A 25646-nucleotide genomic window follows, 5' to 3' on the forward strand; every position below is an offset into this window, starting at 1 on the left:
AGGTACGGGGTCCGTGGGCGGCGGGGGCAGTCACCTGCGGGCTCCCCGGGACACGATCGCCTGACGGTACAGCTCGGCCGTACCGAGGGCCGCTCTGGCCCAGGTGAAGTTGGCCAGCACCCGGGCGCGGCCGGCCGCGCCGAGGCGGGCCCGCAGTTCCGGGTCGTCGAACAGCCGGGTGAGCGCCACGGCCAGCGCGCCCGCGTCGCCGGGCGGCACCGCGAGGCAGGTCTCCCCGTCGGGCCCGGTGACCTCGGGGATCGCGCCGCCGGTGGTCGCGACGAGGGGGGTGCCGGTGGCCATCGCCTCGGCGGCGGGGAGGGAGAAGCCCTCGTAGAGCGAGGGGACGCAGGCGATCTGGGCGCTGCGCACCAGGTCGACCAGTTCGGCGTCGCTGATGCCCTTGACGAACCGGACGGCGTCCTGGAGACCGTGCCGTTCGATGGCCTGGGCGACGGGTCCGTCCTCGGCCCGCTTGCCGACGACCACGAGGTGCGCCCCCGGGTTCTCGGTACGGAGCTTGGCCAGCGCCTCCACGAGGTGGACGAGGCCCTTGAGCGGGACGTCGGCGCTGGAGGTGGTGACGATCCGGCCGGGCACTTCCGCGACGGAGGGGTCGGGCGACCAGAGGTCGGTGTCGGCCCCGATGTGCACCACCCTGACGCGGTCCTGCCGCACGCCGAGGTGCTCGACGATCTCCTGCTGCGAGGAGCCGGAGACGGTGAGGACGGACGGCAGGCGGCGGGCGACCCGCTTCTGCATGCGGGTGAAGGCGTACCAGCGGCGTACGGAGGCGCGGCGGCGCCTGCTGTCGGCCGCGTCCAGGTCGAGCTGCCGGTCGACGGTGATGGGGTGGTGGATCGTGGTGACGAGCGGGGCGCCGAGGTCGCCGAGCAGGCCGTAGCCGAGGGTCTGGTTGTCGTGGACGACGTCGAAGTCGCCTCGGCGGGCCAGCAGGTGGCGCCGGGCGCGGAGGCTGAAGGTGAGCGGCTCGGGGAAGCCGCCGGTCCACATGGTGGCGACCTCGGCGAGGTCGATCCAGTCGCGGAACTCGCCGCGGCCGGGGGTGCGGAACGGGTCGGGCTGGCGGTACAGGTCCAGGCTCGGCAGTTCGGTGAGCGGGACGCCCTCGTCGAGCACCGGGTAGGGCTGGGCGCCGATCACTTCGACGCTGTGGCCGAGGCGGGCGAGCTCGCGGCCGAGGTGGCGTACGTAGACGCCCTGGCCTCCGCAGAAAGGATTGCCCTTGTACGTGAGGAGGGCGATGCGCAACGGCCGGTCGTCCGCGGCGGCGGGCGCTTCGGTGCCCGCCCGGGGGCCCGTCTCTATGGCCTCAGCGGTCACACTCGGCCCCCTTCTCACTGCGTGTTCGCCGGAGCGTAACCGCTCGCGCTAATCTAGAACAAGTTTCAGACCGGATCGTTCAACGAGCACCGAATCTACCGGCAGGTAGCGTCGGAGTATCCGCCGGATCAGGTGATTCGCGCCACGGCAGGCACCCTGGCATGCTGTGCGCGCCCGGAATCCCGCCCCCCTTGTACCGGTTGCGGACAGAAGCCATGGATGGGGATACATGACAGCGGACGCCAGACCCGCACCGCCTCCTCTGACGGAACGCCAGGAGGCCCGCCGCCGTCGCATCCTGCACGCCAGCGCCCAGCTCGCCAGCAAGGGCGGTTTCGAGGCCGTGCAGATGCGTGAGGTCGCGGAGGCCGCCGGGGTCGCCCTGGGCACGCTCTACCGCTATTTCCCCTCCAAGATCCATCTGCTGGTCGCCACCATGCAGGACCAGCTCCAGCACATGCACACCACGCTGCGCAAGCGCCCCCCGACCGGGGAGAGCGCCGCCGAGCGGGTCGCCGAGACGCTGATGCGGGCCTTCCGGGCGCTCCAGCGGGAGCCTCATCTGGCCGATGCCATGGTGCGCGCGCTGACCTTCGCCGACCGCAGCGTGAGCCCCGAGGTGGACACCGTCTCGCGGCTCACGACGAAGATCATCCTGGACTCGATGGGGCTGGAGCACCCGACGCCCCAGCAGCTTTCGGCCGTCCGCGTCATCGAGCACACCTGGCACTCCGCGCTGATCACCTGGCTGTCGGGGCGGGCCTCGATCGCACAGGTGAAGATCGACATCGAGACGGTGTGCAGGCTGATCGACCTGACGAGCCCGGAGGCCGGTCCGCCCGACGGACCCTGAGACCCGGGCCCCCGCCCATGGCGGGTACCCACATGGGGACCCGTCCAGGTGAGGGTTCCTGCACCATATCGACGGCGCCACGGTGTTCGTACGGTTCGGCCGACATCATCCGAACCACGCCGAGGAGCCGGTCACCATGCGCCGTCGCAGAGCCGTAGGCACCGTCCAGCACAGATCCCTGACCGCAGCCGCCCTCGGCACCGCCGCACTGCTCCTGGCCGGCTGCACGGCCGCCGGGCAGGCGGGCGGCTCCGACTCCGCCGGCGGCAAGGACGAGACCGTCAAGGTGGGCCTGGTCTACTCCAGGACCGGGCTGCTCGCCGCCTACGGCAAGCAGTACCGCGACGGGTTCATGGCGGGGCTCGACCACGCCACCAAGGGCACCGGCAAGGTCGCGGGCCACCGCATCGAGGTGACCGAGCAGGACGACGCGGGCGACCCCGGCAAGGCGGTCTCCGCGGCGAAGAACCTGATCGGCAAGGGATACACGGTGCTGGCCGGCACCACCGACTCCGGCGTCGCCCTCCAGATGGCCCCGCTCGCCGCCCAGAACAAGGTGCTGTACGTCAGCGGCCCGGCGGCCACCGACGCGGTGACCGGGGTCAACGCGTACACCTTCCGGTCGGGGCGGCAGTCCTACCAGGACATCCTCACCGCGGGCACGATGCTCGGCGACGCCCGGGGCAAGAAGGTCACGGTGCTGGCCCAGGACTCCACCTTCGGCCAGGCCAACGTCGCCGCCGTGAAGGCGGTCCTCGGCTCCCGGGGCGCCGACGTCGGCTCGGTGCTCGCGCCTCCCGGGGCGACGGACCTGACCCCGTTCGCCCGGCAGGTGAAGGCGGCCGGAACCGATCTGGTCTTCGTCGCCTGGGCCGGTTCCACCGCCCCCGCCCTGTGGACGGCACTGGACCAGCAGGGCGTGCTGGACGCGGGGAAGGTGGTCACGGGACTGGCCGGGACGGCTTCGTACCCGGTGTTCGGAGCGGCCGGCTCCAAGGTCTCGTTCCTGGCGCACTACTTCCCCGGCGCGGGCGGCGGCAACGCGGTGGAGCAGGCCATGCTGGATTCGGTCGAGAAGGCGGGCGGCACCCCCGACCTGTTCACCCCGGACGGCTTCACGGCCGCCCAGATGATCGTCCGTGCCGTGGAGAAGGGCAGCGCCACCGACACCGCGGCCATGGCGAAGGCCCTGGAGGGCTGGACCTTCGACGGGGTGAAGGGCAGGACGCAGGTCCGCGCCGAGGACCACGCCCTGGTGCAGCCGATGTTCGTGGCCCGTCTGAAGGGGAAGGGCGCGGGCGCCACCCCGGAGCTGGTGAGCACCGAGCCGATGGACGCGGTGGCCCCGCCCGTCAAGCCCTCGGCGGGCTGAGCGATGAGGGCTCCGGACATCGCGAAGGCCCCCGGACGCGACGGGCACGCCTCCGTTCCGGTGCTGAGTCTCGACGGGCTCGGCTGGAGCGTCGGCGGGGCGACCATCGTCGAGGACATCGGCCTGAGCGTCCACGAGGGCGAGTTCCTCGCCTTCATCGGCCCCAACGGGGCCGGCAAGACCTCCCTGTTCAACCTGATCAGCGGGTTGACCACCCCGACGGCCGGCACCCTGGCGCTGGACGGTGCGGACATGACCGCGCAGCCCGCGCACGTCCGCGCACGGCGTGGGATCGGCCGGACCTTCCAGACGTCCAGCCTCTGGCCGGGGATGAGCGTCGCCGACCATGTGCGGCTGGCCGCACAGGCGGCGAAGGGCGGCTCGTACCGGCTGTGGCGGCGGGCCTCCCCGTACACCGCCGAGGTCCACGGCGTACTGGAGCGCACCGGTCTTGGGCACCGGGCCGGGGTGCCGGCCGCCGAGCTGTCCCACGGGGAGAAGCGCAAGCTCGAACTGGCCGTCCTGCTGGTCGGAGAGCCGCGGCTGATGCTCCTCGACGAGCCGATGGCCGGGGTCAGTGCCGAGGAGGTGCCCGCTCTCACCGAGCTGATCCGCACCCTGCACCGCGACGAGGGCCGCACCGTCCTCATGGTCGAGCACCACATGGACGTCCTGCTGGGCCTCGCCGACCGGCTCGCCGTGATGCACCACGGACAGTTGCTGGCGCTGGACACCCCGCAGGCCGTGACCGCCGATCCGGCGGTCCAGCGGGCCTACCTCGGGGAGGGGCTGTGACAGCGGACCCGGACGTCCTGCTCGCCGTACGGGACCTGCGTGTCCTGATCGGCGGACGGCACATCCTGCACGGCGTGGACCTGGACGTCGCCCGCCACGGGGTGACCGCGCTCCTGGGTCGCAACGGCGCGGGGAAGACCACGACCGTACGCGGCATCCTCGGCCTCGTTCCGCGCGCCGGCAGTGTGCTGCTGGACGGCGAGGAGACCGTGGCGCTGCCCACCCACACCGTGGTCGGGCGGGGCATCGGTTACGCCCCGGAGGACCGCGGGATCTTCGCCGGGCTCACCGTCGCGGAGAACCTGCGGCTCGCCGAGCGGCGCGGGGCCAGCGAGCCCGCGTACCCGCTCGTGCACGAACTCTTTCCCGAACTGAAGCAGAGGGCACGGCAGTTGGCCGGCACCCTGTCCGGCGGGCAGCAGCAGATGGTGGCCATCGGACGCACGCTGCTCAACGACAACCGGCTCGTCATCGCCGACGAGCCCACCAAGGGCCTCGCGCCCCGGGTCGTCACCGAGGTCGCCCAGGTGCTGGAGCGGGCGGCCGAGGCGGTGCCGGTACTGCTCGTGGAGCAGAACCTCGCCGTCGTACGGCGGCTGGCCGGGAGTTGTGTCGTCCTCGCCGACGGGCGCACCGCGCACCAGGGGCCGGCGGACGCGCTGCTGGGCGACGCGGAGGCGGCCCGCAGGCTGCTCGGCGTGGGGCACGGCCCGGCCGCCCATGCCTCTTCCCCGACCGCGGAGGCGGATTCCTGATGTCCACCATCGTTCTGCTCACCATGACCGGCCTCGGTCTGGGGGCGCTCTACTTCCTGATCGCGTCGGGCCTCTCGCTGATCTTCGGCCTGATGGACGTGCTCAACTTCGCGCACGGCGCCCTTCTCTCCATCGGCGCGTACGGCACCTGGTGGGCGGCGTCCGGGAATCTGCCCGGTGCGGGCCCCGGCGGTGCGGGCTTCGCCCTCGCCGTGCTCTTCGGTACGGCGGTGGGCACCGTGGCCGCCGTCCTGCTCGAACTCGCCGTCGTCCGCCCGCTCTACACCCGGCCGCGCGAACAGGTGCTCGCCACGGTCGGGGTGGGGCTCGCCGTCCCCGCGCTCCTCTCGGGGATCTGGGGCCCGGACGCCCTGACGTTCCCGGGACCGGAGGCCCTGTCGGGAACCTTCGGGCTGCTGGGCGCGCACGTCCCGGTCAACCGGCTCGTCCTGATCGCCGCGGCGGTCGTGGTCCTCGTGGCGCTGCGGCTGTTCCTCGGGCGGACGCGGCACGGCCTGGTCGTACGGGCGGGGGTCGAGGACCGGGCGATGGTCACCGCTCTGGGCATCGACGTCCGCAGGGCGTTCACGCTCGTCTTCGCGATCGGCGGCTGCGTCGCCGCGCTCGGCGGGGCCCTGGGCGGGCTGTACTTCGGCTCGGTCGACCCCCGGCAGGGCACCTCGCTGCTGATCTTCGCCTTCGTGGTGGTGGTCACCGGCGGCATGGGCTCGGTGACCGGGGCCGCCGTGGCGGCCGTCGTCATCGGCCTGGTCCAGCAGTTCGCCAACTACTACACCGCAGCGGGCCTCGGCGATCTGGCCGTCGTCGTCCTGCTCGGCGCGCTGCTGCTCGTCCGGCCGCGCGGACTGACCGGGAGGCTCGCGTGAGTACCGCCACCGAGACACACGACCGCATCGACGGAACACCGGCCGCGGGACCGCCGCGGCCGGCCGGGAGACCGGCCGGGGTGCTGCGCTGGTGGCCCGCCGGGGCGCTCCTCGCCCTGGTCGTCGCACCGTTCAGCGCACTGCCGCTGCCGGGGCTCCTGGACGGCCCGGTGGGCAGCCCCGGCTCCCTCCAGCTCCTCGCCACCTGCCTGCTGTTCGGAGCCCTGGCCACCGGATACGACCTGCTGCTCGGCCGTACCGGACTGCTGTCCTTCGGGCATGCGCTGTACTTCGCGGCGGGCAGCTACGCCACCAACATGTTCCTGCTGGAGGCGGGGCTGCCGTTCGCCCTCTCGGCCGTGCTCGGCCTCTGCTTCGGGATCGCCCTGGCGCTGGTGCTGGGTTCGGTGAGCCTGCGGGTCACCGGCATCGGCTTCTCCATGGTGACGCTGGCCTTCGCACAGGCGGGCTCGATCCTCGTCTCCCGCAACCCCGGTGGTCTCACCGGCGGCGAGGAGGGCCGGGCCGCGCCCGCCGGGCTGCTGCCGTCCGGGCTCGTCGGCATCGACAACACCGCGAATCTCTACTGGATCGCGCTGGCCTACCTCGTCCTGACGCTCGGGGTCGTCCACTGGGCGGTCCGCTCCCCCACGGGACGGGTCTGGGAGGGCATCAAGGAGAACGAGCGCCGGGTGGAGGTCCTGGGCCTGAAGCCGTACGGGTTCAAGCTGACGGCCTTCGTGCTGGCCGGGGCGCTGGCAGCGGTCGGCGGGCTCGTCCACCTCCTGCTCACCGGCGGTTCCACTCCGCAGACGACGACGTCGGACTTCACGCTGTCGCTGCTGGTGATGGTGGTGCTGGGCGGCTCCGGCACCCGCTGGGGGCCGATGGTCGGCGGCATCCTGTACACCTGGGCCGATCACCGGCTCGGCGACCTCGCCGGATCGGGAGCGGTCGCCGATCTGCCGGCGGTGCTGCGGGTCCCGCTGTCCCAGCCGCTGTTCCTGCTCGGCGTGCTGTTCGTGGCCGTGGTGCATCTGCTGCCCGGCGGCCTCGCACGGCTGCCGGCCCGCCTGGGCGCGGGCCGCCGCGCATCCGGCGCCGCCCCGTCCTCCCCCGCCCCGAAGGAGAACCGGAACCCATGACACCCGACACGGTCCCCGCCCCGGTCCCGTACGAAGAACTGCGCGTCCCGGTGACCGGGGGCGAGCTGGCGGCCCTGCGCTGGCCGGCCCGCGAGGCGGGCGCGCCGGTGGTCGTGGCCCTGCACGGCATCACGGCCAACGCCCTGTCCTGGGGCCCGGTGGCCCGGGCGCTGGCGGGCCGGGTCATTCTGATCGCCCCGGATCTGCGGGGCCGGGCGGCCAGTTCCGGGCTGCCCGGCCCGTACGGGATCGCCGCGCACGCGGACGACGCGGCGGCCCTGACCGAGGCGCTGGGGCTCGGCCGGGTGGTGCTGGCCGGTCATTCGATGGGCGCGTTCGTGGCGGCGCTGGCCGCCGTGCGGCATCCGGAGCGGTTCGGCCCGCTGTTGCTCGTCGACGGCGGGGCCGGCTTCCCCGCGCCCACCCATCTGTCCCCGGACGCGCTCCTGACGGCCGTCATCGGACCGGCGATGGAGCGGCTCTCGATGACCTTCCCCGACCGCGCCGCCTACCGGTCCTTCTGGCAGGCCCATCCCGCGTTCGCCGGGGCGTGGTCGGCGGAGGTGGACGCGTACATCCAGCGCGATCTGACCGGCGAGGAACCGGAGTTGCGCTCCACCTGCCTGATCGAGGCCGTACGCGCCGACGGGGCCGGTCTCTTCGCCGACGAGGTGCTGTCGGCGGTACGGAACCTGCCGTCCCCCGCGACGCTGCTGTGGGCCCAGCGGGGCCTGATGGACGAGGCCCAGGGACTGTACGACGAGACCCGCCTGGCAGCGGCCGGCCTCGCGGGAACAGCGGTACGGACCGTACGGATAGCCGATGTCAACCACTACACGGTGCTGACGGGCGAAAAGGGAGCGAAGGAGGTCGCCCGCCACCTGCTGCACGCCACGGAACCGGACCCGGCGGACGACTGATCCGGGGCGGCACCCGGCCGCCCCGGATCAGCCTTCCCGCCCTCCCGACAACAGGTGCAGCCGCAGGGCGAGTTGCAGCTCCAGCGCCCGCCCCGGCTCGTTCCAGTCGCGCCCCAGCAGCACCTGGATCCGGTCGAGCCGCTGCACCACCGTGTTGACGTGGACGTGCAGTTCGTCCTTGGCCCGGATCAGGCTGCCGCCCGCTCCGAAGTACGCGCCGAGCGTGCGCACCAGATGGGTGCCGCGCCGCTCGTCGTACCGCAGCAGCGGCCCCAAGGTCGCCGAGACGAAGCCGTCGACGTCCTGCGCGTTGCCCAGCACCACGCCGAGGAAGCCGAGTTCGTCCACGCAGGCGCCTTCGCCCGTGCGGCCGAGTACCCGCATCGCCCGGAGGCAGCGGGCGGCTTCCGCGTACGCGGCGGCCAGTTCCCGCGGTCCGCCGGCCGGGCCGGCCACGGCGACGGTGACGGGGGCCTGGACGAGGTGGCCGAGCTGGGCCGCTGCGGCCCTGGCCACCTCTCCGGGCGAGCGCCCGGAGCCGGCACCCGCGGCCTCGTCGGCGCAGTCGACCAGCAGCACGACCGTTCCCGCGTGTTCGGCGCTGACCCCGTGGATGTCCCCGCCGAACAGATAGCGCAGGGCGGCGGCACCGAGTCTGTCCCGGGCGTCCGATTCGGCGACCAGCAGCAGCCTCGGCCGGTCCAGGTCGATGCCCAGCCGCCGGCCGCGCTCGGCCAGACCGGCCGGGTCCCGTTCCGCGTCGCTCAGCAGGTCGCTGATCAGTTCCCCGCGGATCCGGTTCTCCGTCTCGGCCACCGTCCTCCGCAGCAGCAGAAGCAGCCCGGTGACCACGGCGGCGCGTTCGAACAGCCGCCGGTCGGAGTCGTCGAGGCGCCGGCGCTGGTGCAGCACCAGGCTGGCCAGCAGCTCCTGTCCGGCGAGGACGGCGCAGATCCACCGCCCGTCGCGGTGCACCGCGCGGCCTCCGGCCCGGGACTCCTCGGCGGTCTCGGCCAGCCATCCCGCGTCCGCGCTGTCGGCGGCCCCTGCCGTCCCGTCCGGCCGCACGGCCGCCAGGGGGCGTCCGCCCGGGTCGTGGATGGTCAGCGGGCTGTCCAGGAGTCCGGCGACGGCCGTGGCGACATCCGTGACGTCACCGCCGCGCAGCACCAGGTCGGTGAGCCGGTCGTGGGCCTCCTCGGCCCGCCGCATGGCGGCGGAGTGCTCGCGTACGGCGGCGTTGGCCTCGGCCAGTTCGGCGTTGGCCTGGGCGAGTTCGGCGAGGGCCGCCCCGGTGTCGGCGAGGGCGCGGGCCGTGTCGATGGCGATGGCGGCGTGCGCGGCGAGGGAGCAGAGCAGGGCGACCTCGTCCGGGCTGAAGACGCGCGGGGAGCGGTCGGCGGCGAAGAGGACGCCGATGACCTTCCCCGTACCGCCGCGGCTGGAGCCGAGGAGCAGGGGGACGCCGAGGATGGCGACGAGCCCCTCGGCCAGCACACCGGCGTTGATGTTCTCGGTGTGGCGGAAGCGTTCGTCGGTGCGGTAGTCGGGTGTCGCGTACGGGCTGGCGGTCTGCGCCACGAGGCCGCCGAGTCCCTCGCCGAGCTCCAGCCGCAGCCGCTGGAAGAGCACGGACACCGAGCCGTCGGTCACCCGCATGTAGGTGTCCCCGGCCTCCTCGTCGGGGAGGGTGAGGTAGGCGGTGTCGGTGCCGAGCAGCATCCTGGCCCGCCGCACGATGGCCTTCAGCACCTCGTCCAGGTCACGGGAGGCGGCCAGGTCGCCCGCCGTGTCGAAGAGGGCGGTGAGCTGGAGTTCGCGGCGGCGGTGCTGACGCAGGGCGCCCCTGATCCGCAGGGCCGTGGCGACCGCCCCTTCCACCTCGGCCAGGTCGGCGGCGGGCACTCCGGCGGCTCTCGCCGCGGAGGAGACGGCGCCGAGGACCTCGGCGGGGGCGTCGTCGGCCAGCAGCCCGAGCAGGCGTCGCAGGTGGGGCGCGGCGGAGGGGGACGGTTCAGACATGGGCGGCCATCGTTCGTCGGGAGTGCGCGGATCGGGTCGGCGGGTCAGTTGGCGGTCCAGCCGCCGTCCATGGAGAGCGAGGTGCCGGTGATGTGTCCGGTGCGCGGACCGCACAGCCACAGGACGGCCTCCGCCACGTCGTCGGGTTCGATGAGGCTCTTGACGGCGCTGCGCTCCAGCATGACCTGTCCCACCACCTCCTCCTCCGAGATGCCGTGGGTACGGGCCTGGGCCGCGATCTGGTTCTCGACCAGGGGGGTGCGTACGTACCCGGGGCTGACGCAGTTGCTCGTCACCCCGTGTTCCGCCGCTTCGAGCGCGACCACCTTGCTGAGTCCTTCCAGTGCGTGCTTGGCCGTGACATAGGCCGCCTTGTAGGGACTGGCGCGCAGTCCGTGGACGGAGGAGATGTTGACGACGCGCCCCCAGCCGCGTTCGTACATGCCGGGCAGGGTCCGGCGCAAGATGCGGAACGGGGCCTCGACCATGACCCGCTGGATCAGCGCGAAGCGCTCGGGCGGGAACGCGTGCACGGGGGCGATGTGCTGGAGCCCCGCGTTGTTGACCACGATGTCCGCGTCGGCGGGCAGGGTGTCCACCGCCTCGGGGTCCGAGAGGTCGACCACCCAGGCGGTCGCGCCGAGCTCCTCGGCCAGGCTCTTGGCGGCGTCGCCCGCCTTGTCCACGACGTGCACGTGGGCGCCGGCCGCGGCGAGCGTCCGTGCGCAGGCGAGGCCGATGCCGCTGGCCCCGCCGGTCACCAGAGCGGTGCGCCCGGCCAGGAACCGGTCGGCTGACGGGGGCGGCACGCCGTCGGCGGGGGAAGGGGCGGGCGCGTGGTCCGGTGTCCGGGAAGTCTGCATGGCCGTCACGGTAAGGAGGTCGCCGCCCGCATCACACGGGGTCGGTGCACACACCCTCGTACCCGCACATGGTGGCGGCGTACATGGTGCGGGACGGCGCCCGGGCGGGGGCTGCTACGGGGCGGCGGCATCCCGGCGCACGGCCCTGACCTGCGCAAGGGCCGTGCCGCACACACCCTGCCGATGCCGGTGGCCGTCGGCCACATGGGCGGTCCCGGGCTCCGCGCCTAGGTTCCGGCAGCAGTCCGCACGTCCGATCAGGGAGGCCCCACCGTGCGCCCATCGATCCTTCGACGCCTGTTCCGGTGCGTCGTGTCCGCAGCCGTCCTCGGCGTCCTGCCGGCGACGCCGGCCACCGCCACGGCCGCCCGGCCGGCCGCCGCCGCCGACACGCTCCAACAGGTCACCGGCTTCGGCACCAACCCCGGAAACCTCCAGATGTTCGCGTACACCCCGGCGCACGTTCCGGCGGGTGCGCCCCTGGTGATCGCCCTGCACGGCTGCACCCAGAGCGCGAACGCCTACTACGCCAACTCGGGCTGGCCGAAGCTCGCCGACACCTGGGGCTTCGACGTCGTCCTCCCGCAGACCACGTCCGCGAACAACTCGCTCTCCTGCTTCAGTTGGTTCGATCCGGCGGAGGACACCCGCGGCCGGGGCGAGGCCGCGTCCGTCGTGCAGATGGTCGAGTACGCGAAGCGGACGTACGGTTCCGACGGCCGCCGGGTGTACGTCACGGGGCTCTCCGCGGGCGGCGGCATGACCGCGAATCTGCTCGCCGCCTACCCGGACGTGTTCGCGGGCGGATCGGTGGCCTCGGGGCTGCCCGCGCAGTGCGCCACCAGCCAGGCCGCCGCATCCGGCTGCCAGACGGGTCCGCAGCAGCTCACCCCGGCCCAGTGGGGCGACAAGGTCCGTTCCTCGTACCCGGGTTACACCGGTCCGTGGCCCCGGGTGGCGATCTGGCAGGGCACATCGGACTACACGGTCTACCCGGCCAACGCCACCGCCCTGCGCGACCAGTGGACCGACGTGTGGGGCATCGGCCAGACCCCGGACGGCACCACCGCGCTGCCCGGGAACACCACCCGCACCGTCTACCACGACGCGTCGGGGAAGCCCGCCGTCGAGACGTACTCGGTCTCCGGCATGGGCCACGGCCTGCCCGTGGATCCTGGTACGGCCACCGGGCAGTGCGGCGCGACGGCCGCGTACTTCCTCGACACGATCTGCTCGGCGTACTACACCGGCGTCTTCTGGGGGCTGGACCAGGGCGCACCGGGCGGCGGCGACGGCCTCCCCGCCCCGTCGGGCCTGACGGTCACCGGTGTCACCGCCGCCTCCGTCTCGCTGTCCTGGAGTCCGGTCGCGGGAGCCGCCTCATACGAGGTCCGCCGCGACGGCGTCAAGGTCGCGTCGCCCGCCGGGACGTCCTTCACCGACACCGGCCTGACGGCAGGGGTGTCCTACGGCTACACCGTGGCGGCGGTCGACTCCTCGGGCGCCGTCGGCACCGCCGGCGCGGCGGTGACCGCCACCACGACGGGCGGTGTCCCCGCGCAGTGCTTCACCGCGAGCAACTACGCGCACGTGACGGCGGGCCGGGCGCACACCTCGGGCGGCTACGTGTACGCGAACGGCTCCGGCCAGAACATGGGGCTGTACAACACGTTCGTCACCCACACGCTGAAGGAGTCGCCGGCGGGGTACTTCGTGCTCGCCGACTCCGGCTGTCAGGCCGGGTTGTCGGAGAAGTCCCCCTGAACCTCATCCGGCAGCTCGCAGCCGTCCTTCACCGCGGTGAAGGAGACCGGCTGCTCGGCGCCGAAGCCCTCCATCGTGTAGTGCCGGGCGTACACCCTCCAGCCCTGCTTGGTCAGGGTCCGGAGGGTGACGTCCTGCTCGTCCCGGCTCGTGGTGACCTTCCAGCCCAGGGTCCGCAGCCTCTTGACCGTGGCGGCGAACGCGTCGGCGGCCTCGGCCTCGGGGGCGTCCGCCATCCACGGGGCCATGCAGGTGCGCCACTCCCCCTCGGGCAGACCCGCCATGGAGTCGTCGCCCGGCGGAAGTCCCGAGTCGTCGGCGGCGGCGCCCACTTCGTTGGCCACCGTCTCCTTGGTGAAGGGCGCGGCGGCCGGCGGCGACGCCTTCGCCGCGCTGTCCGTCGCGCCGCCGTCGCCGAGGCCGCAGCCCGCGACGGCGGTCAGTATGCCGGTCACCGCTACGGCGGCGGCCGTCGCTCTTCTCGTACCCACTGGTGGCTTCCCCGCCCGGTCGTCGTCCTCACGGGCGGGCGCCCGTGCGATCTCCGCCGGAGTCTCGCACGGGCTCTGAGCTGCCGGGAAGCCCTTTCTTTCTCACTCCTCCGGCGGGAACACCACCTCGCCGGAGGAGATCAGCGTGAGGGTGATGGCCTCGACGGGGCATCCCTCGGCCGCGGCGAGGATCCGCTCGTTGGCGTCGCTCTCCGGATCGACGGGGTGCGACTGCCTGGCCGTGTCCAGCCGGAAGCCGTCCGGGGCGTGGTTCAGACACATGCCCGAGCCGATGCAGACGCTCCGGTCGACCTCCACCTGCCAGCGGTCGCCCATCACGCCCCCTGGTAGCCGGCGGGCAGATGGATCATCTTGTGCTCGAAGAACTCGCCGTAGCCCTCGGGCCCGAACTCCCGTCCCAGACCGGAGTTCTTGTAGCCGCCGAAGGGGCCGAGCATGTCGAGACTGAAGGTGTTCACGCTGTACGTACCCGTCCTGACCCGGCGGGCGATGTCGATGCCGCGCTCGGTGTCGGCGGTCCAGACGCTGCCGCTGAGCCCGTACTCGGAATCGTCGGCGATCTTCACGGCCTCGTCCTCGTCCCCGTACGGGAGCAGGCAGATGACCGGGCCGAAGATCTCCTCGCGGGCGATGCGCATCGAGTTGTCGACGTCCCCGAAGAGGGTCGGCTCGACGTACCAGCCGCGCTCCTGCGAGGCCGGACGGCCGCCGCCGGTAAGGATCTTGGCGCCTTCCTCCTGGCCGATCCGGATGTAGTCCAGGGAGCGCTGCTGCTGGCGGCGGGCGACCAGCGGGCCGAGTTCGGTCGCGGGGTCGAGCGGGTCGCCGACCTTGAGCGCGCCCGCCGCCGCGGCGAACGCCTCGGCGATCTCCTCGTAGCGGGAGCGGGGGGCGAGGATGCGGGTCTGGGCCACGCACGCCTGGCCGTTGATCATCCAGGCGAAGGGGACGATGCCCGCGACCGCGGTGTCCAGGTCGGCGTCGGGGAGGATGATCGCGGCCGACTTGCCGCCCAGTTCCAGGGTGACGCGGGTGAGGTTGCGGGAGGCGACCTCCATGACCCGGCGGCCCGCGGCGACGGACCCGGTGAACGACACCTTGTCGACGCCCGGGTGTCCGACCAGGTACTCGCTGACCTCCCGGTCGGCGGGCAGGATCGAGAGGACTCCTTCGGGGAGCCCGGCCTCGGCGGCGATCTCGGCCAGGATGTAGGCGTCGAGCGGTGTTTCGGGCGAGACCTTGAGGACCGCGGTGCAGCCCGCGAGGAGCGCGGGGGCCAGCTTGGCCGCCGCGGTGAACTGCGGGACGTTCCACGGCACCACGGCCGCGACCACGCCGACCGGTTCACGGCGTACGAGCAGGGGCCCGAGGACTCCGTCGCGGCGTTCCTCGTACGGGAAGGAGCGGGCGACCGTGATCGCCGAGTCCCACACCATCATCGCGGCGAGCGCCTGCACCATGACGCCCGAGGTGTACGGGGTGCCGTTCTCCGAGCTGATGACGCGGGCGATCTCCTCGTACCGCGCGGCGAAGGCGTCCTTGATCCGGGTGATCACCGCGATCCGCTCGTCCAGGGTGGCGCGCGGCCAGGGCCCCTCGTCGAAGGCGCGGCGGGCCGCGGCGACGGCCCGGTCGACGTCGGCCTCGCAGGCGTGCGGGACGCGGCCGATGACCTGTTCGGTGTGCGGGGAGATCACCTCGATGACGCCGTCGCCGAGCGGATCGGTCAACTCCCCGCCGATGAACAGTTTTCCGTGTTCCACAAGCTCGGTCATGGCTGCTGCCTCCCGCGGGACCGGCACGTACCTGACTATGTGTCAGAACTGATACCAGTTCCTCTTGCAGGAGTCCACGCATCGGCGTCGATCCACGGCGACAAGAGTGATTGACTGGGGCTACTACTGGAACGAGTTCTTGTCAGAGACGAGGAACCCATGACCCAGGTGACCGACCACGGCGGAGGCATCCACAGCATCAAGGTCCCGATCCCGGACAACCCCCTCGGTCACACCCTCGTCCACCTCGTCGACACCGACCGCGGGCCGGTCCTCATCGACACGGGCTGGGACGACCCGGAGGCATGGGACACCCTGACGGAGGGCCTCGGCTCGCTCGGCGTGGCCGTCACCGACATCCACGGCATGGTCATCACGCACCACCATCCCGACCACCACGGACTCTCCGGCCAGGTCCGGGAGGTCTCCGGTGCCTGGATCGCGATGCACGCGGCGGACACCGAGGTCGTGCGCCGCACCCGCGCGTCCGAACCGGCGACCTGGCTGACCTACCTCTCGGTGAAGCTCGCCGCGGCCGGCGCCCCCGAGGAACACCTCGCCCCGCTCCTGGCCGCCCGCACGAGCGGCCGGATGCGCACCCTGCCCGGGCTGCGCGCCGCAATCCCGGACCGCGAGATCGTGCCGGGCGAGCTGCTGGACCTGGCGGGCCGCCGGCTGCGCGCCATCTGGACACCGGGCCACACCCCGGGGCACGTCTGCCTCCACCTGGAGGAGGACCACCCGGCGGGGCTGCCCGGCCGGGGCCGGCTCTTCTCAGGCGACCACCTGCTGCCCGGGATCAGTCCGCACATCGGGCTGTACGAGGACCCGGACGACACGACGGTCACGGACCCCCTCGGCGACTACCTCGACTCACTGGAACGCATCGGCCGCCTCGGCGTCGCCGAAGTGCTCCCGGCGCACCAGCACGCGTTCACCGACGCGGCCGGGCGCGTGAGGGAGCTCCTGGACCACCACGAGGAACGGCTGACGGGCCTCCTCGCCCTGCTCGCCGAACCGCTCACCCCGTGGCAGCTGGCCGAGCGGATGGTGTGGAACCGGCCCTGGGAACAGATCCCCCACGGCTCCCGGTCCATCGCGATCTCCGAGGCCGAGGCCCATCTCCGGCGCCTGGTGAAGCTCGGGCGCGCGGAGGCGGTGAACAGCGATCCAGTGACGTACGTCGCGGTCTGACAGGGCCGTCCGCCCGGGAGCGGCGGGGGGTGGGCCGGTAGAGTGAGCGGGTCGTCATCATGCCCGTACAGGGGAAAGCCGGTGGAAGTCCGGCACTGGCCGCGCAACCGTGATCCGCCTTACGGCGGTCAAGTCGGAATGCCCTGTACCCGGTCGTGACCGGCTCGTGCCACCGGAACCCCGGTGGCCGGCACCGTCGAGGTATACGGGGCCGGAGCCCGGTGCCTCAGTGCGCCTGCGCCCGGTCCCCGCAGGAGAGGCACAGCCAGCCATGTCCGTACGCCGCAGCGCAGCCGCGCTCGCGACCACCGCCGTGCTCTGCGCCGCCGCCGCTCCCGCCGCGGTCGCCGCCCCGAGCCCGTCGCCGTCCCCGAACACCGCACTGCCGGCCGGCCTGTACGGCACCTCGGACCCGACGTACGACGGTGTCTGGCGCCAGTCGCTCGCCCTGCTCGCCCAGAAGATCGAGTACGTGACGCCGTCCACGAAGGCGGTGGACTGGCTGGTGGGCCAGCAGTGCGCGAGCGGCGCGTTCCCCTCGTACCGCGACGCGACCAAGAACTGCGACCCGAAGACGGTGGCGGACACCAACGCCACCGCCGCCGCGGTCCAGGCGCTCGTCGAGCTCGACGTGCACCGGGAGACCGTCGACGACGGGGTCAGGTGGCTGAAGTCCGTCCAGAACGAGGACGGCGGCTGGGGCTACAACCCGGGCAGCCCGAGCGACGCCAACTCCACCGCGATCGTGATCGGCGCGCTCGCCAGGGCGGGCAAGCAGCTGGGCGACGTCACCACGGACGGCGGGAAGACGCCGTACGCGGCGCTCCAGACGTTCGCCGTCCCGTGCGGCGGCGCGGACGGCGGCGCGTTCGCCTACCAGCCGGACAAGAAGGGGAAGCTCGCCGCCAACGCGGACGCCACGGCGGCCGGTGTGCTCGGCGCCATGGGTAAGGGGCTGGCCGCGGGCAACTCCAACGCGGTGAAGGCCCCCGTCTGCCAGAAGGGCACCACGCTCAGCCCCGAGCAGACCGCCCAGAACGGGGCCTACTACCTCGCCGGTGCGCTCGCGAAGACGCCCCACCTGGACCTGCCGCCCATGCCGGGCGCCGAGGACACCACGCCTCAGCCCGACTTCGGCAACACCGCGGACGCCGTCGTCGCGCTCGCCGCCTCCGGCCACAAGGACAAGGCCGCCGGAGCCGTGAAGTGGCTGGAGAAGAACTCCGGCACGTGGGCCCGCGAGGGCGGCCCCGCGGCCACCGCGCAGCTCGTTCTGGCCGCGCACGCCACCGGCACGGACGCCCGCGACTTCGGCGGCGTCGACCTGGTCGCGCAGCTCAACGCGACGGGCCCCGCGCCGGCCGCCACCGCCGTCCCCTCGCCGACCCTGACCGGGCAGCAGCCCTCGAAGGACAAGAGCAGCGGCGACGGCGGCATGGGCGTCTGGTGGCTCGTCGGCGTCGGCCTCGCCTTCGGTGCGGGCATCGGCTTCCTGCTCAGCAACCGCCGGAAGAGCCAACAGCTGTGAGGCGGGCGGGGGGAATCACCCGGGGCCGGACCGGAGCCGCGGTCCTGCTGCTGCTCGTCGGCGGTCTCCTGGCCGTGCTCGGCGCGGGAAGCGCGCAGGCGGCCGGGTACCGCTACTGGTCGTTCTGGGAGAGCGACGGCACGAGCTGGACGTACGCCACCCAGGGCCCGTCCCTGATCCGGCCCGACGACGGAGCGGTGGAAGGTTTCCGCTTCTCCGTGAGCGAGGACTCCCAGGACTCCGCGCAGCCGCGCCGCGCCCCGGACTTCGAGGAGATCTGCGCGGGCACTCCGGCGAAGGACGGCACGAAGCGGGTCGGCGTCGTCATCGACCCCGGCACGGCGGCGGACGCCCCGGACGGCGAGACCCCGCCCGCGCTGCGTGCCGTGTGCGCGCAGGTGGAACCGGACGCAAGCGCCGCGGAGGCGCTGGCGTCGGTGGCGACGCCGCTGCGTTACAGCAGTGACGCGATGCTCTGCGCGATCTCCGGCTACCCGGTCTCGGGCTGCGGGGACCAGGTCTCCGACGACACCTCCGAGCCCGGTGACGGCTCCCCGGCGGCGAGCGCCCCGGCGACCGGTGACACCGGCGCCGACGGGGGCAGCGGGCCTTCGGCCGGTGTGCTCGTGGGGCTCGGCGCCGTCCTGCTGCTCGGCATCGCCGCCGTACTCCAGGCCCGCCGACGCCGATGACCGGCTCCACCCGTGCCGCCCGGCTGCACCGCGCCCTGCGCGCGCCCGAGGCCACCCGCAGCAACGCGCTGCCGGCCGGGGCGTGGTGGCTGTGGGCGCTCGGCCTGGCCACCGCCGCCTCCCGGACCACCAACCCGCTGGTGCTCGGGCTGCTGGTGGGCGTGGCGGGCTATGTGGTGGCGGCGCGGCGTACGGACGCGCCGTGGGCCCGTTCGTACGGGGCCTTCCTCAGGATCGGGCTCTTCGTCATCGGCGTACGGCTGGTGTTCTCCGTCCTGCTCGGCTCGCCGATCCCCGGTACGCACACGCTGTTCACGCTGCCCGAAGTACCCCTGCCCGACTGGGCGCAGGGCGTCAGGATCGGCGGCCGGGTCACGGCCGAGCAGGTGGTCTTCGCCCTGTACGACGGGGCGAAGCTGGCCACCCTGCTGATCTGCATCGGCGCGGCGAACTCCCTCGCCAACCCGGCACGGCTGCTGAAGTCGCTGCCGGGCGCGCTGTACGAGGCCGGGGTCGCCGTCGTCGTGGCGATGACCTTCGCGCCGAACATGGTCGCCGACGTGCTGCGGCTGCGCACGGCCCGGCGGCTGCGCGGGCGGCCGACCGGCGGGATCGGCGCCGTGCTCCAGATCGGGCTGCCGGTCCTGGAGGGCGCGCTGGAGCGGTCGGTGGCCGTGGCCGCGTCGATGGACGCGCGCGGGTACGGGCGCACGGCACAGGTGCCGCCCGCCGTCCGGCACACCACGAACGTCCTCACCCTGGGCGGACTGCTGGGGATCTGCGCCGGCACGTACGGGCTGCTCGCCTCGCAGGGTGCCGTGTACGGGCTGCCGCTGCTGCTCATCGGCCTGGCCGCCGCGACGGCGGGGCTGCGGCTGGGCGGCCGGCGGTCGGTCCGTACCCGCTACCGGCCCGACCGCTGGGGAGCGAGGGCCTGGCTGGTGGCGGGCTCGGGTGCGGCGGTCGCCGCGGCGATGATCTGGGCGGGCAGCGCCGATCCGCAGGCGCTGCATCCCGGCGTCGTCCCCCTGATCCCTCCGGTGCTGCCGCTCTGGCCGGCCGCCGCGGTCCTGATCGGGCTGCTGCCCGCGGTCGTGGCACCGCTGCCGCCCTCACCCACAGGCTTCAAGGAGCAGGCATGATCCGGTTCGAACAGGTCTCGGTACGGTACGAGGGAGCGGACCGGCCCACCCTCTCGGACATCGATCTGACCATTCCCGAGGGCGAGTTGGTGCTGCTCGTCGGACCTTCGGGGGTGGGGAAGTCGACCCTGCTCGGTGCCGTGTCCGGGCTCGTTCCGCATTTCACGGGCGGCACGCTGAGCGGCCGGGTCACGGTCGACGGCCGCGACACCCGTACCCACAAGCCGCGTGAACTCGCCGACCTGGTCGGCACGGTGGGCCAGGACCCGCTCGCACACTTCGTCACCGACACCGTCGAGGACGAACTGGCGTACGGCATGGAGTCGCTCGGTCTCGCCCCCGACGTGATGCGGCGGCGGGTCGAGGAGACGCTCGACCTGCTGGGTCTGGCCGAGCTGCGCGACCGGCCCATCGCCACGCTGTCGGGCGGTCAGCAGCAGCGGGTGGCGATCGGCTCGGTCCTGACCACGCACCCGAAGGTGCTGGTCCTCGACGAGCCGACGTCCGCGCTGGACCCGGCGGCGGCCGAGGAGGTCCTGGCCGTGCTCCAGCGGCTCGTGCACGACCTGGGGACGACGGTCCTGATGGCCGAGCACCGGCTGGAACGGGTGGTGCAGTACGCGGACCAGGTCGTCCTGCTGCCGTCACCGGGCGTTGCCCCGGTGACCGGCACCCCGCAGGACGTCATGGCGGTCTCCCCGGTCCACCCCCCGGTGGTGGCCCTGGGCCGGCTCGCGGGCTGGTCGCCCCTGCCGCTGTCCGTACGCGACGCGCGGCGCGGCGCGGAGGGCCTGCGGGCGCGGCTGGAAGGCGCGGCGCCGGTGCGGGGCGTGCCCGGGGACCGGCCTGTCCCCCACCCCGCCCCAGCCCCCGGGTCCGGGAAGGGGCGGGCAGGGGAAAGGCTCACCCGCCTGTTCGGCCACCGGCCTCCCGCCGCCCCCGAGACGCCCGCCGGCCCCGTCACGCGTGTCGAGGCCCTGGGGGTACGCCGCGGACGCGTCGAAGCACTGCGTCGGGTCACGTTCACGGTCACCCCCGGCGAGACCATCGCCCTCATGGGCCGCAACGGCGCCGGCAAGTCCACCCTCCTGGCCACCCTCGTCGGCATGATCGAGCCCACCTCGGGCACCGTGACGGTCGGCGGCCACACCCCCCGCTCCACCCGCCCCCGCGATCTGATCCGCCAGGTCGGCCTGGTCCCGCAGGAACCCCGCGACCTGCTGTACGCGGACACCGTCGCCGCCGAGTGCGCGGCGGCCGACACCGACGCGGGCGCCGCCCCGGGGGCGTGCCGCGCCCTGGTCGCCGAGCTGCTGCCCGGCATCCACGACACCACGCACCCCCGCGACCTCTCCGAGGGCCAGCGCCTCGCGCTCGCCCTGGCGGTCGTCCTCACCGGCCGGCCCCCGCTCCTCCTCCTGGACGAACCGACCCGGGGCCTGGACTACGCGGCCAAGGCCCGCCTGGTCGGCATCCTGCGCGGTCTCGCCGCACAGGGGCACGCCATCGTCCTGGCGACGCACGACGTGGAGCTGGCGGCCGAGCTGGCCCACCGGGTGGTGATCCTCGCCGACGGGGAGATCGTGGCGGACGGCCCGACCGCGGAGGTCGTCGTCTCCTCTCCCGCGTTCGCCCCGCAGACCGCGAAGATCCTGGCCCCTCAGAGGTGGCTCACCGTGTCGCAGGTACGCACAGCACTGGAGGGCACCGCATGACCGCCACGACGGAGCGGATCGCCCTGGCCGGCGACCGGGCCCGCCCGGTCCGGCTGGGGCTCCGGGCGATCGCCGCACTGGTCCTCGTCAGCGCCATCGGTGTGGCGGCCTTCAGCTGGCCGCTGCTCGCCGACCCGGGGTTCGGTGCCGCCCACGAGAAGGACGCGCCCTGGCTGTTCGCGGCGCTGCTGCCCCTGCTCGTCGCCGTGGCGGTGGCGACCATCTCCGACTCCGGGATGGACGCGAAGGCGGTCGCGATGCTGGGGGTGCTCGCGGCGGTCGGCGCCGCGCTGCGCCCGCTGGGGGCGGGCACGGCGGGTCTGGAGCCGATGTTCTTCCTGATGGTGCTGAGCGGCCGGGTGCTGGGCCCCGGGTTCGGCTTCGTGCTCGGCTCGGTGACGATGTTCGCGTCCGCGCTGCTGACCGGCGGGGTCGGACCGTGGATGCCGTTCCAGATGCTCGCGATGGCCTGGTTCACGATGGGCGCGGGGCTGCTGCCGGGGCGGACGCGGCTGCGGGGCCGCGCGGAAGTGCTGATGCTCGCGGTGTACGGGTCCGTGGCGGCGTTCGCGTACGGCACGGTGATGAACCTGTACGGCTGGACCATCGTGCCGCCCGCCGGCTCGGGCATCTCCTTCGTCGCGGGCGACCCGGTGCACGAGAACCTGGTGCGCTTCCTCGCGTACTGCGTGGCCACCTCGCTCGGCTGGGACCTGGGCCGGGCCGTGCTGACCGTGGCCCTGATCCTCGCGGTGGGGCCCACGCTGCTGAAGGCGCTGCGCCGGGCCACCCGCCGTGCCGCCTTCGAGGCCCAGGTCACATTCGAGGTCCCGAAGGGGTGAAGGGCCCCACAGGCCCTTGGTCCTCCACGACCCGGCCTAGTAGGACCAAAACCTCCGCATTCGCCCTTACAGACCCCTTCCGAGCTGCCCGGATGCGGTTCCTACGGGTTCGGGACTTTGGTCCCTGCCTGCGAGGCGGGGCCGTACCGGGGGTCGTTGCGGAGGCCGGACGGCCTCGCTAACCATGGATCACGTCGCCGAGCACCGCAGGCCCCGTCCGAACGGGCCACGGTCGACGAGTACCGGACCCGCACCACTGGACCGGTCGCGACTCCCCCGTTCCCGGCAGTTAGGTCTCTTCGTGTCGTTCGCCCGTCGCATCCTCACCCAGCCCCGCACCGCCCGCCGCAGGACCGCCGCCGTCGGCGCGAGCGTGCTGCTGGGCGCCACCGGTCTGGCCCTGGGCGTCACCCCGGCGATGGCAGCCCCTGCCGCCGCCCCGACGTCCGCTTCGAGCGCGCAGGACACGGCCAAGAAGATGATCGACGACAACGCCCAGTACGCGTGCTTCGACAAGATCGTGGACCACGAGAGCGACTGGGACGTCAACGCCTCCAACGCCTCCTCGGGCGCCTACGGCCTGGTCCAGGCCCTGCCGGGCTCGAAGATGGCCTCGGCGGGCTCCGACTGGCAGACCAACGCCAAGACCCAGATCAAGTGGGGCGTCGACTACATGGAGGACCGCTACGGCAGCCCGTGCGGCGCCTGGGACTTCTGGCAGTCCAACGGCTGGTACTGATCCACCGCCCTGTGCACACGAAGGCCCCCGACCGGAGATCCGGCCGGGGGCCTTCGCGCGTTCCCCTCAGAGCCGCTGAATGATCGTCCCCGTCGCCAGCGCACCGCCCGCGCACATCGTGATGAGCGCGAACTCCTTGTCACGGCGCTCCAGTTCGTGCAGGGCCGTGGTGATGAGCCGGGCCCCGGTGGCGCCGACCGGATGACCGAGCGCGATCGCCCCGCCGTTGACGTTGACCTTCTCCAGGTCCTGGCCGAACACCTGCGCCCAGCTCAGCACCACGGACGCGAAAGCCTCGTTGATCTCGACGAGGTCGATGTCCTTGAGGGACATGCCCGCCTTGCCGAGCACCGCCCGCGTCGCGTCGATCGGTCCGTCGAGATGGAAGTGCGGGTCGGAGCCGACCAGCGCCTGGGCGACGATCCGGGCGCGCGGCTTGAGCTTGAGGGCGCGCGCCATCCGCTTGGACGCCCACATGATGGCGCAGGCCCCGTCGGATATCTGCGAGGAGTTGCCCGCGGTGTGGATCGCGGTGGGCATGACGGGCTTGAGCCCGCCGAGCCCTTCCATCGTGGTGTCCCGCAGCCCCTCGTCGCGGTCGACGAGCCGCCACATGCCCTGCCCGGCCGCCTGCTCCTCCTCGGTGGTGGGCACCTGGACCGCGTACGTCTCCCGTTTGAAGCGCTCCTCGGCCCAGGCCACGGCCGCCCGTTCCTGCGAGATGAGCCCGAGCGAGTCGACGTTCTCCCGGGTCAGACCGCGCTTGCGGGCGATGCGCTCGGCGGCCTCGAACTGGTTGGGCAGGTCCACGTTCCACTCGTCCGGCCAGGGCTTTCCGGGGCCGTGCTTGGAGCCGCTGCCCAGCGGCACCCGCGACATCGCCTCGACGCCGCAGCTGATGCCGACGTCGATGACGCCGGCCGCGACCATGTTGGCGACCATGTGGGATGCCTGTTGCGAGGAGCCGCACTGACAGTCCACGGTGGTGGCGGCGGTCTCGTAGGGAAGGCCCACGGCGAGCCAGGCGTTGCGCGCCGGGTTCATGGACTGTTCGCCGGCGTGGGTGACCGTACCGCCGACGATCTGCTCGACGCAGTCGGCGTGAATGCCGGTGCGGCCCAGGAGTTCGCGGTAGGTCTCGCCCAGCAGGTAGGCGGGATGCAGATTGGCGAGCGCGCCCCCGCGCTTGCCGATGGGGGTGCGTACGGCTTCGACGATGACGGGTTCCGCGGCCATGAGCTCGTCCTCTCCTCGCGCTTCCGCTGGGGCGTCCCGGCACCCGCGGAAGGAACTAGTACGCGTTCTAGTTCTGCAAGCAGTCTTATGACCCTTACCCCCGGTACGCAAGGGGCGTGCACGCACGTTGCGTACGCGCCACGCACTCCGTTACGCGCAGAGACCGCCCCGGGCAACAGATCCGGCCACGGCTCTTGCGAGTTGTAGAACTCGTTACTACCTTTCGGGCTACTTCTGATGGGCCGTCAGACAGTTCGCTGCCAGACCTGGAGTGGAGAGGTGCTCATGCGCTGCCCCCATCTGCCCGAAGGGTTCGACTTCACCGATCCCGACCTGCTCCAAGCCCGGGTACCCCACCCGGAGTTCGCCGAGATGCGGCAGACCGCCCCGGTCTGGTGGTGCGCCCAGCCCGCCGGAATCTCCGGCTTCGACGACGAGGGCTACTGGGCCGTCACCCGCCACGCGGACGTCAAGTACGTCTCCACCCACCCCGAACTCTTCTCGTCCCACACCAACACGGCGGTCATCCGCTTCAACGAGACGATCAGCCGCGACCAGATCGAGGTCCAGAAGCTGATCATGCTGAACATGGACCCGCCCGAGCACACCCGGGTCCGCCAGATCGTCCAGCGCGGCTTCACCCCGCGGGCGATCCGGTCCCTGGAAAAGGCCCTGCACAGCCGCGCCCGCGCCATCACCGAGGCCGCCCTCGCCGCCGCGGACGAGGACGGCTCCTTCGACTTCGTGACCAACATCGCCGTCGAGCTCCCCCTCCAGGCCATCGCCGAACTCATCGGCGTGCCCCAGGAGGACCGGTCCAAGATCTTCGACTGGTCCAACAAGATGGCCGCGTACGACGATCCCGAGTACGCGATCACCGAGGAGGTCGGCACCGAGGCGGCCATGGAGATCGTCTCGTACGCGATGAACCTGGCGGCGGCCCGCAAGGAGTGCCCGGCCAAGGACATCGTGTCCCAGCTGGTCGCGGCCGAGGGCGAAGGCAACCTCTCCGGCGACGAGTTCGGCTTCTTCGTCATCCTGCTGGCGGTCGCCGGCAACGAGACCACCCGCAACGCCATCAGCCACGGCATGCACGCCTTCCTCACCCACCCCGAGGAGTGGGAGCTGTACAAGCGCGAGCGCCCGGAGACGACCGCCGAGGAGATCGTCCGCTGGGCGACCCCCGTGGTCTCCTTCCAGCGCACCGCCACCCAGGACCTGGAGCTGGGCGGACAGCAGATCAAGAAGGGGGACCGGGTCGGCCTGTTCTACTCCTCGGCCAACAACGACCCCGAGGTCTTCGACCACCCCGAGACCTTCGACATCTCCCGCGACCCGAATCCGCACCTCGGATTCGGCGGCGGCGGCCCGCACTTCTGCCTCGGCAAGTCCCTGGCCGTGATGGAGATCAACCTGATCTTCAACGCCATCGCCGACGTCCTGCCGGACCTGCGGCTGGTGGACGAGCCCCGGCGGCTGCGCTCGGCCTGGCTCAACGGGATCAAGCAGTTGCAGGTCCGCACGGCCACCGGCTGACGACCACCGGCCCGG

General features: G+C 72.8%; 23 protein-coding genes. 16 read left to right on the forward strand and 7 right to left on the reverse strand.

Annotated elements, in window-relative coordinates; all coding sequences use genetic code 11:
• Positions 1-30: 30 nt before the first annotated feature.
• Positions 31-1344, reverse strand: a complete 1314-nt coding sequence (locus OG230_RS10635) for a glycosyltransferase family 4 protein (RefSeq protein WP_328909921.1) — start codon at positions 1342-1344, stop codon at positions 31-33.
• A gap of 229 nt (positions 1345-1573) precedes the next feature.
• Between OG230_RS10635 and OG230_RS10640 the strand changes: the two genes are divergently transcribed.
• From OG230_RS10640 to OG230_RS10670, 7 genes are all read left to right on the forward strand, one after another.
• A complete protein-coding gene (locus OG230_RS10640) occupies positions 1574-2197 on the forward strand; it encodes a TetR family transcriptional regulator (RefSeq protein ID WP_328909922.1) in 624 nt (207 codons plus the stop codon).
• 136 nt (positions 2198-2333) lie between these two features.
• The gene (locus OG230_RS10645; RefSeq protein WP_328909923.1) at positions 2334-3569 is read left to right on the forward strand and encodes a substrate-binding domain-containing protein; all 1236 of its coding nucleotides are present in this window, start codon (positions 2334-2336) and stop codon (positions 3567-3569) included.
• A gap of 3 nt (positions 3570-3572) precedes the next feature.
• A complete protein-coding gene (locus OG230_RS10650; protein ID WP_328909924.1) occupies positions 3573-4364 on the forward strand; it encodes an ABC transporter ATP-binding protein in 792 nt (263 codons plus the stop codon).
• Entirely contained in the window at positions 4361-5119 is a 759-nt protein-coding gene (locus tag OG230_RS10655) for an ABC transporter ATP-binding protein (protein WP_328909925.1), read from the forward strand. Before OG230_RS10650 ends, OG230_RS10655 begins: the two co-directional genes overlap by 4 nt.
• Entirely contained in the window at positions 5119-6006 is an 888-nt protein-coding gene (locus OG230_RS10660; protein WP_185301184.1) for a branched-chain amino acid ABC transporter permease, read from the forward strand. The genes OG230_RS10655 and OG230_RS10660 overlap by 1 nt, the downstream gene beginning before the upstream one ends.
• Positions 6003-7151, forward strand: coding sequence for a branched-chain amino acid ABC transporter permease (locus OG230_RS10665; protein ID WP_328909926.1), 1149 nt, complete (start codon positions 6003-6005; stop codon positions 7149-7151). Before OG230_RS10660 ends, OG230_RS10665 begins: the two co-directional genes overlap by 4 nt.
• The gene (locus tag OG230_RS10670) at positions 7148-8071 is read left to right on the forward strand and encodes an alpha/beta hydrolase (protein ID WP_328909927.1); all 924 of its coding nucleotides are present in this window, start codon (positions 7148-7150) and stop codon (positions 8069-8071) included. The genes OG230_RS10665 and OG230_RS10670 overlap by 4 nt, the downstream gene beginning before the upstream one ends.
• A gap of 27 nt (positions 8072-8098) precedes the next feature.
• Here the strand turns inward: OG230_RS10670 and OG230_RS10675 are convergent, their stop codons facing one another.
• Together OG230_RS10675 and OG230_RS10680 are read right to left on the reverse strand one after the other, a co-directional pair.
• Entirely contained in the window at positions 8099-10093 is a 1995-nt protein-coding gene (locus OG230_RS10675) for a helix-turn-helix domain-containing protein (RefSeq protein WP_328909928.1), read from the reverse strand.
• A 44-nt stretch (positions 10094-10137) separates the two neighbouring features.
• Complete coding sequence (locus OG230_RS10680) at positions 10138-10956, reverse strand: 3-hydroxybutyrate dehydrogenase (protein WP_328909929.1); 819 nt, start codon at positions 10954-10956, stop codon at positions 10138-10140.
• Between the two features lie 273 nt (positions 10957-11229).
• Here OG230_RS10680 and OG230_RS10685 point away from each other — a divergent pair, with 273 nt between their 5' ends.
• Positions 11230-12720, forward strand: coding sequence for an extracellular catalytic domain type 1 short-chain-length polyhydroxyalkanoate depolymerase (locus OG230_RS10685; protein WP_328909930.1), 1491 nt, complete (start codon positions 11230-11232; stop codon positions 12718-12720).
• Here the strand turns inward: OG230_RS10685 and OG230_RS10690 are convergent.
• From OG230_RS10690 to OG230_RS10700, 3 genes are all read right to left on the reverse strand, one after another.
• Entirely contained in the window at positions 12690-13211 is a 522-nt protein-coding gene (locus tag OG230_RS10690) for a hypothetical protein (protein WP_328909931.1), read from the reverse strand. The two genes, OG230_RS10685 and OG230_RS10690, sit on opposite strands and share 31 nt — an antisense overlap.
• Before the next feature lie 102 nt (positions 13212-13313).
• Positions 13314-13547: a ferredoxin gene (locus OG230_RS10695; protein ID WP_328909932.1), complete on the reverse strand. Its 234-nt coding sequence runs from the start codon at positions 13545-13547 to the stop codon at positions 13314-13316.
• The gene (locus OG230_RS10700; protein WP_328909933.1) at positions 13547-15007 is read right to left on the reverse strand and encodes an aldehyde dehydrogenase; all 1461 of its coding nucleotides are present in this window, start codon (positions 15005-15007) and stop codon (positions 13547-13549) included. Before OG230_RS10700 ends, OG230_RS10695 begins: the two co-directional genes overlap by 1 nt.
• 159 nt (positions 15008-15166) lie before the next feature.
• Between OG230_RS10700 and OG230_RS10705 the strand changes: the two genes are divergently transcribed.
• The 7 genes from OG230_RS10705 (at position 15167) to OG230_RS10735 (ending at position 22859) form a co-directional block, all read left to right on the forward strand.
• Positions 15167-16201, forward strand: a complete 1035-nt coding sequence (locus tag OG230_RS10705; RefSeq protein ID WP_328909934.1) for an MBL fold metallo-hydrolase — start codon at positions 15167-15169, stop codon at positions 16199-16201.
• A gap of 271 nt (positions 16202-16472) precedes the next feature.
• Entirely contained in the window at positions 16473-17729 is a 1257-nt protein-coding gene (locus tag OG230_RS10710) for a prenyltransferase/squalene oxidase repeat-containing protein (protein WP_328909935.1), read from the forward strand.
• A complete protein-coding gene (locus tag OG230_RS10715; RefSeq protein ID WP_443051531.1) occupies positions 17726-18421 on the forward strand; it encodes an SCO2322 family protein in 696 nt (231 codons plus the stop codon). Before OG230_RS10710 ends, OG230_RS10715 begins: the two co-directional genes overlap by 4 nt.
• Entirely contained in the window at positions 18418-19563 is a 1146-nt protein-coding gene (locus OG230_RS10720) for an energy-coupling factor transporter transmembrane protein EcfT (protein WP_328909936.1), read from the forward strand. Before OG230_RS10715 ends, OG230_RS10720 begins: the two co-directional genes overlap by 4 nt.
• Positions 19560-21278: an ABC transporter ATP-binding protein gene (locus tag OG230_RS10725; RefSeq protein ID WP_328909937.1), complete on the forward strand. Its 1719-nt coding sequence runs from the start codon at positions 19560-19562 to the stop codon at positions 21276-21278. Before OG230_RS10720 ends, OG230_RS10725 begins: the two co-directional genes overlap by 4 nt.
• On the forward strand, positions 21275-22120 hold the full coding sequence (locus OG230_RS10730) for an ECF transporter S component (protein WP_328909938.1): 846 nt from the start codon (positions 21275-21277) through the stop codon (positions 22118-22120). The genes OG230_RS10725 and OG230_RS10730 overlap by 4 nt, the downstream gene beginning before the upstream one ends.
• Positions 22121-22421: 301 nt before the next feature.
• Positions 22422-22859, forward strand: a complete 438-nt coding sequence (locus OG230_RS10735; protein WP_328909939.1) for a lytic transglycosylase domain-containing protein — start codon at positions 22422-22424, stop codon at positions 22857-22859.
• 66 nt (positions 22860-22925) lie between these two features.
• On the opposite strand, the gene OG230_RS10740 is transcribed toward OG230_RS10735, so the two are convergent.
• Entirely contained in the window at positions 22926-24095 is a 1170-nt protein-coding gene (locus OG230_RS10740) for a steroid 3-ketoacyl-CoA thiolase (RefSeq protein WP_328909940.1), read from the reverse strand.
• A 285-nt stretch (positions 24096-24380) separates the two neighbouring features.
• Here OG230_RS10740 and OG230_RS10745 point away from each other — a divergent pair, with 285 nt between their 5' ends.
• Positions 24381-25631 (forward strand): cytochrome P450, encoded by a 1251-nt coding sequence (locus OG230_RS10745; protein WP_328909941.1) that lies wholly within the window; start codon positions 24381-24383, stop codon positions 25629-25631.
• Positions 25632-25646: the final 15 nt, after the last annotated feature.

The organism is Streptomyces sp. NBC_00234, from assembly GCF_036195325.1.
GTDB lineage: Bacteria > Actinomycetota > Actinomycetes > Streptomycetales > Streptomycetaceae > Streptomyces.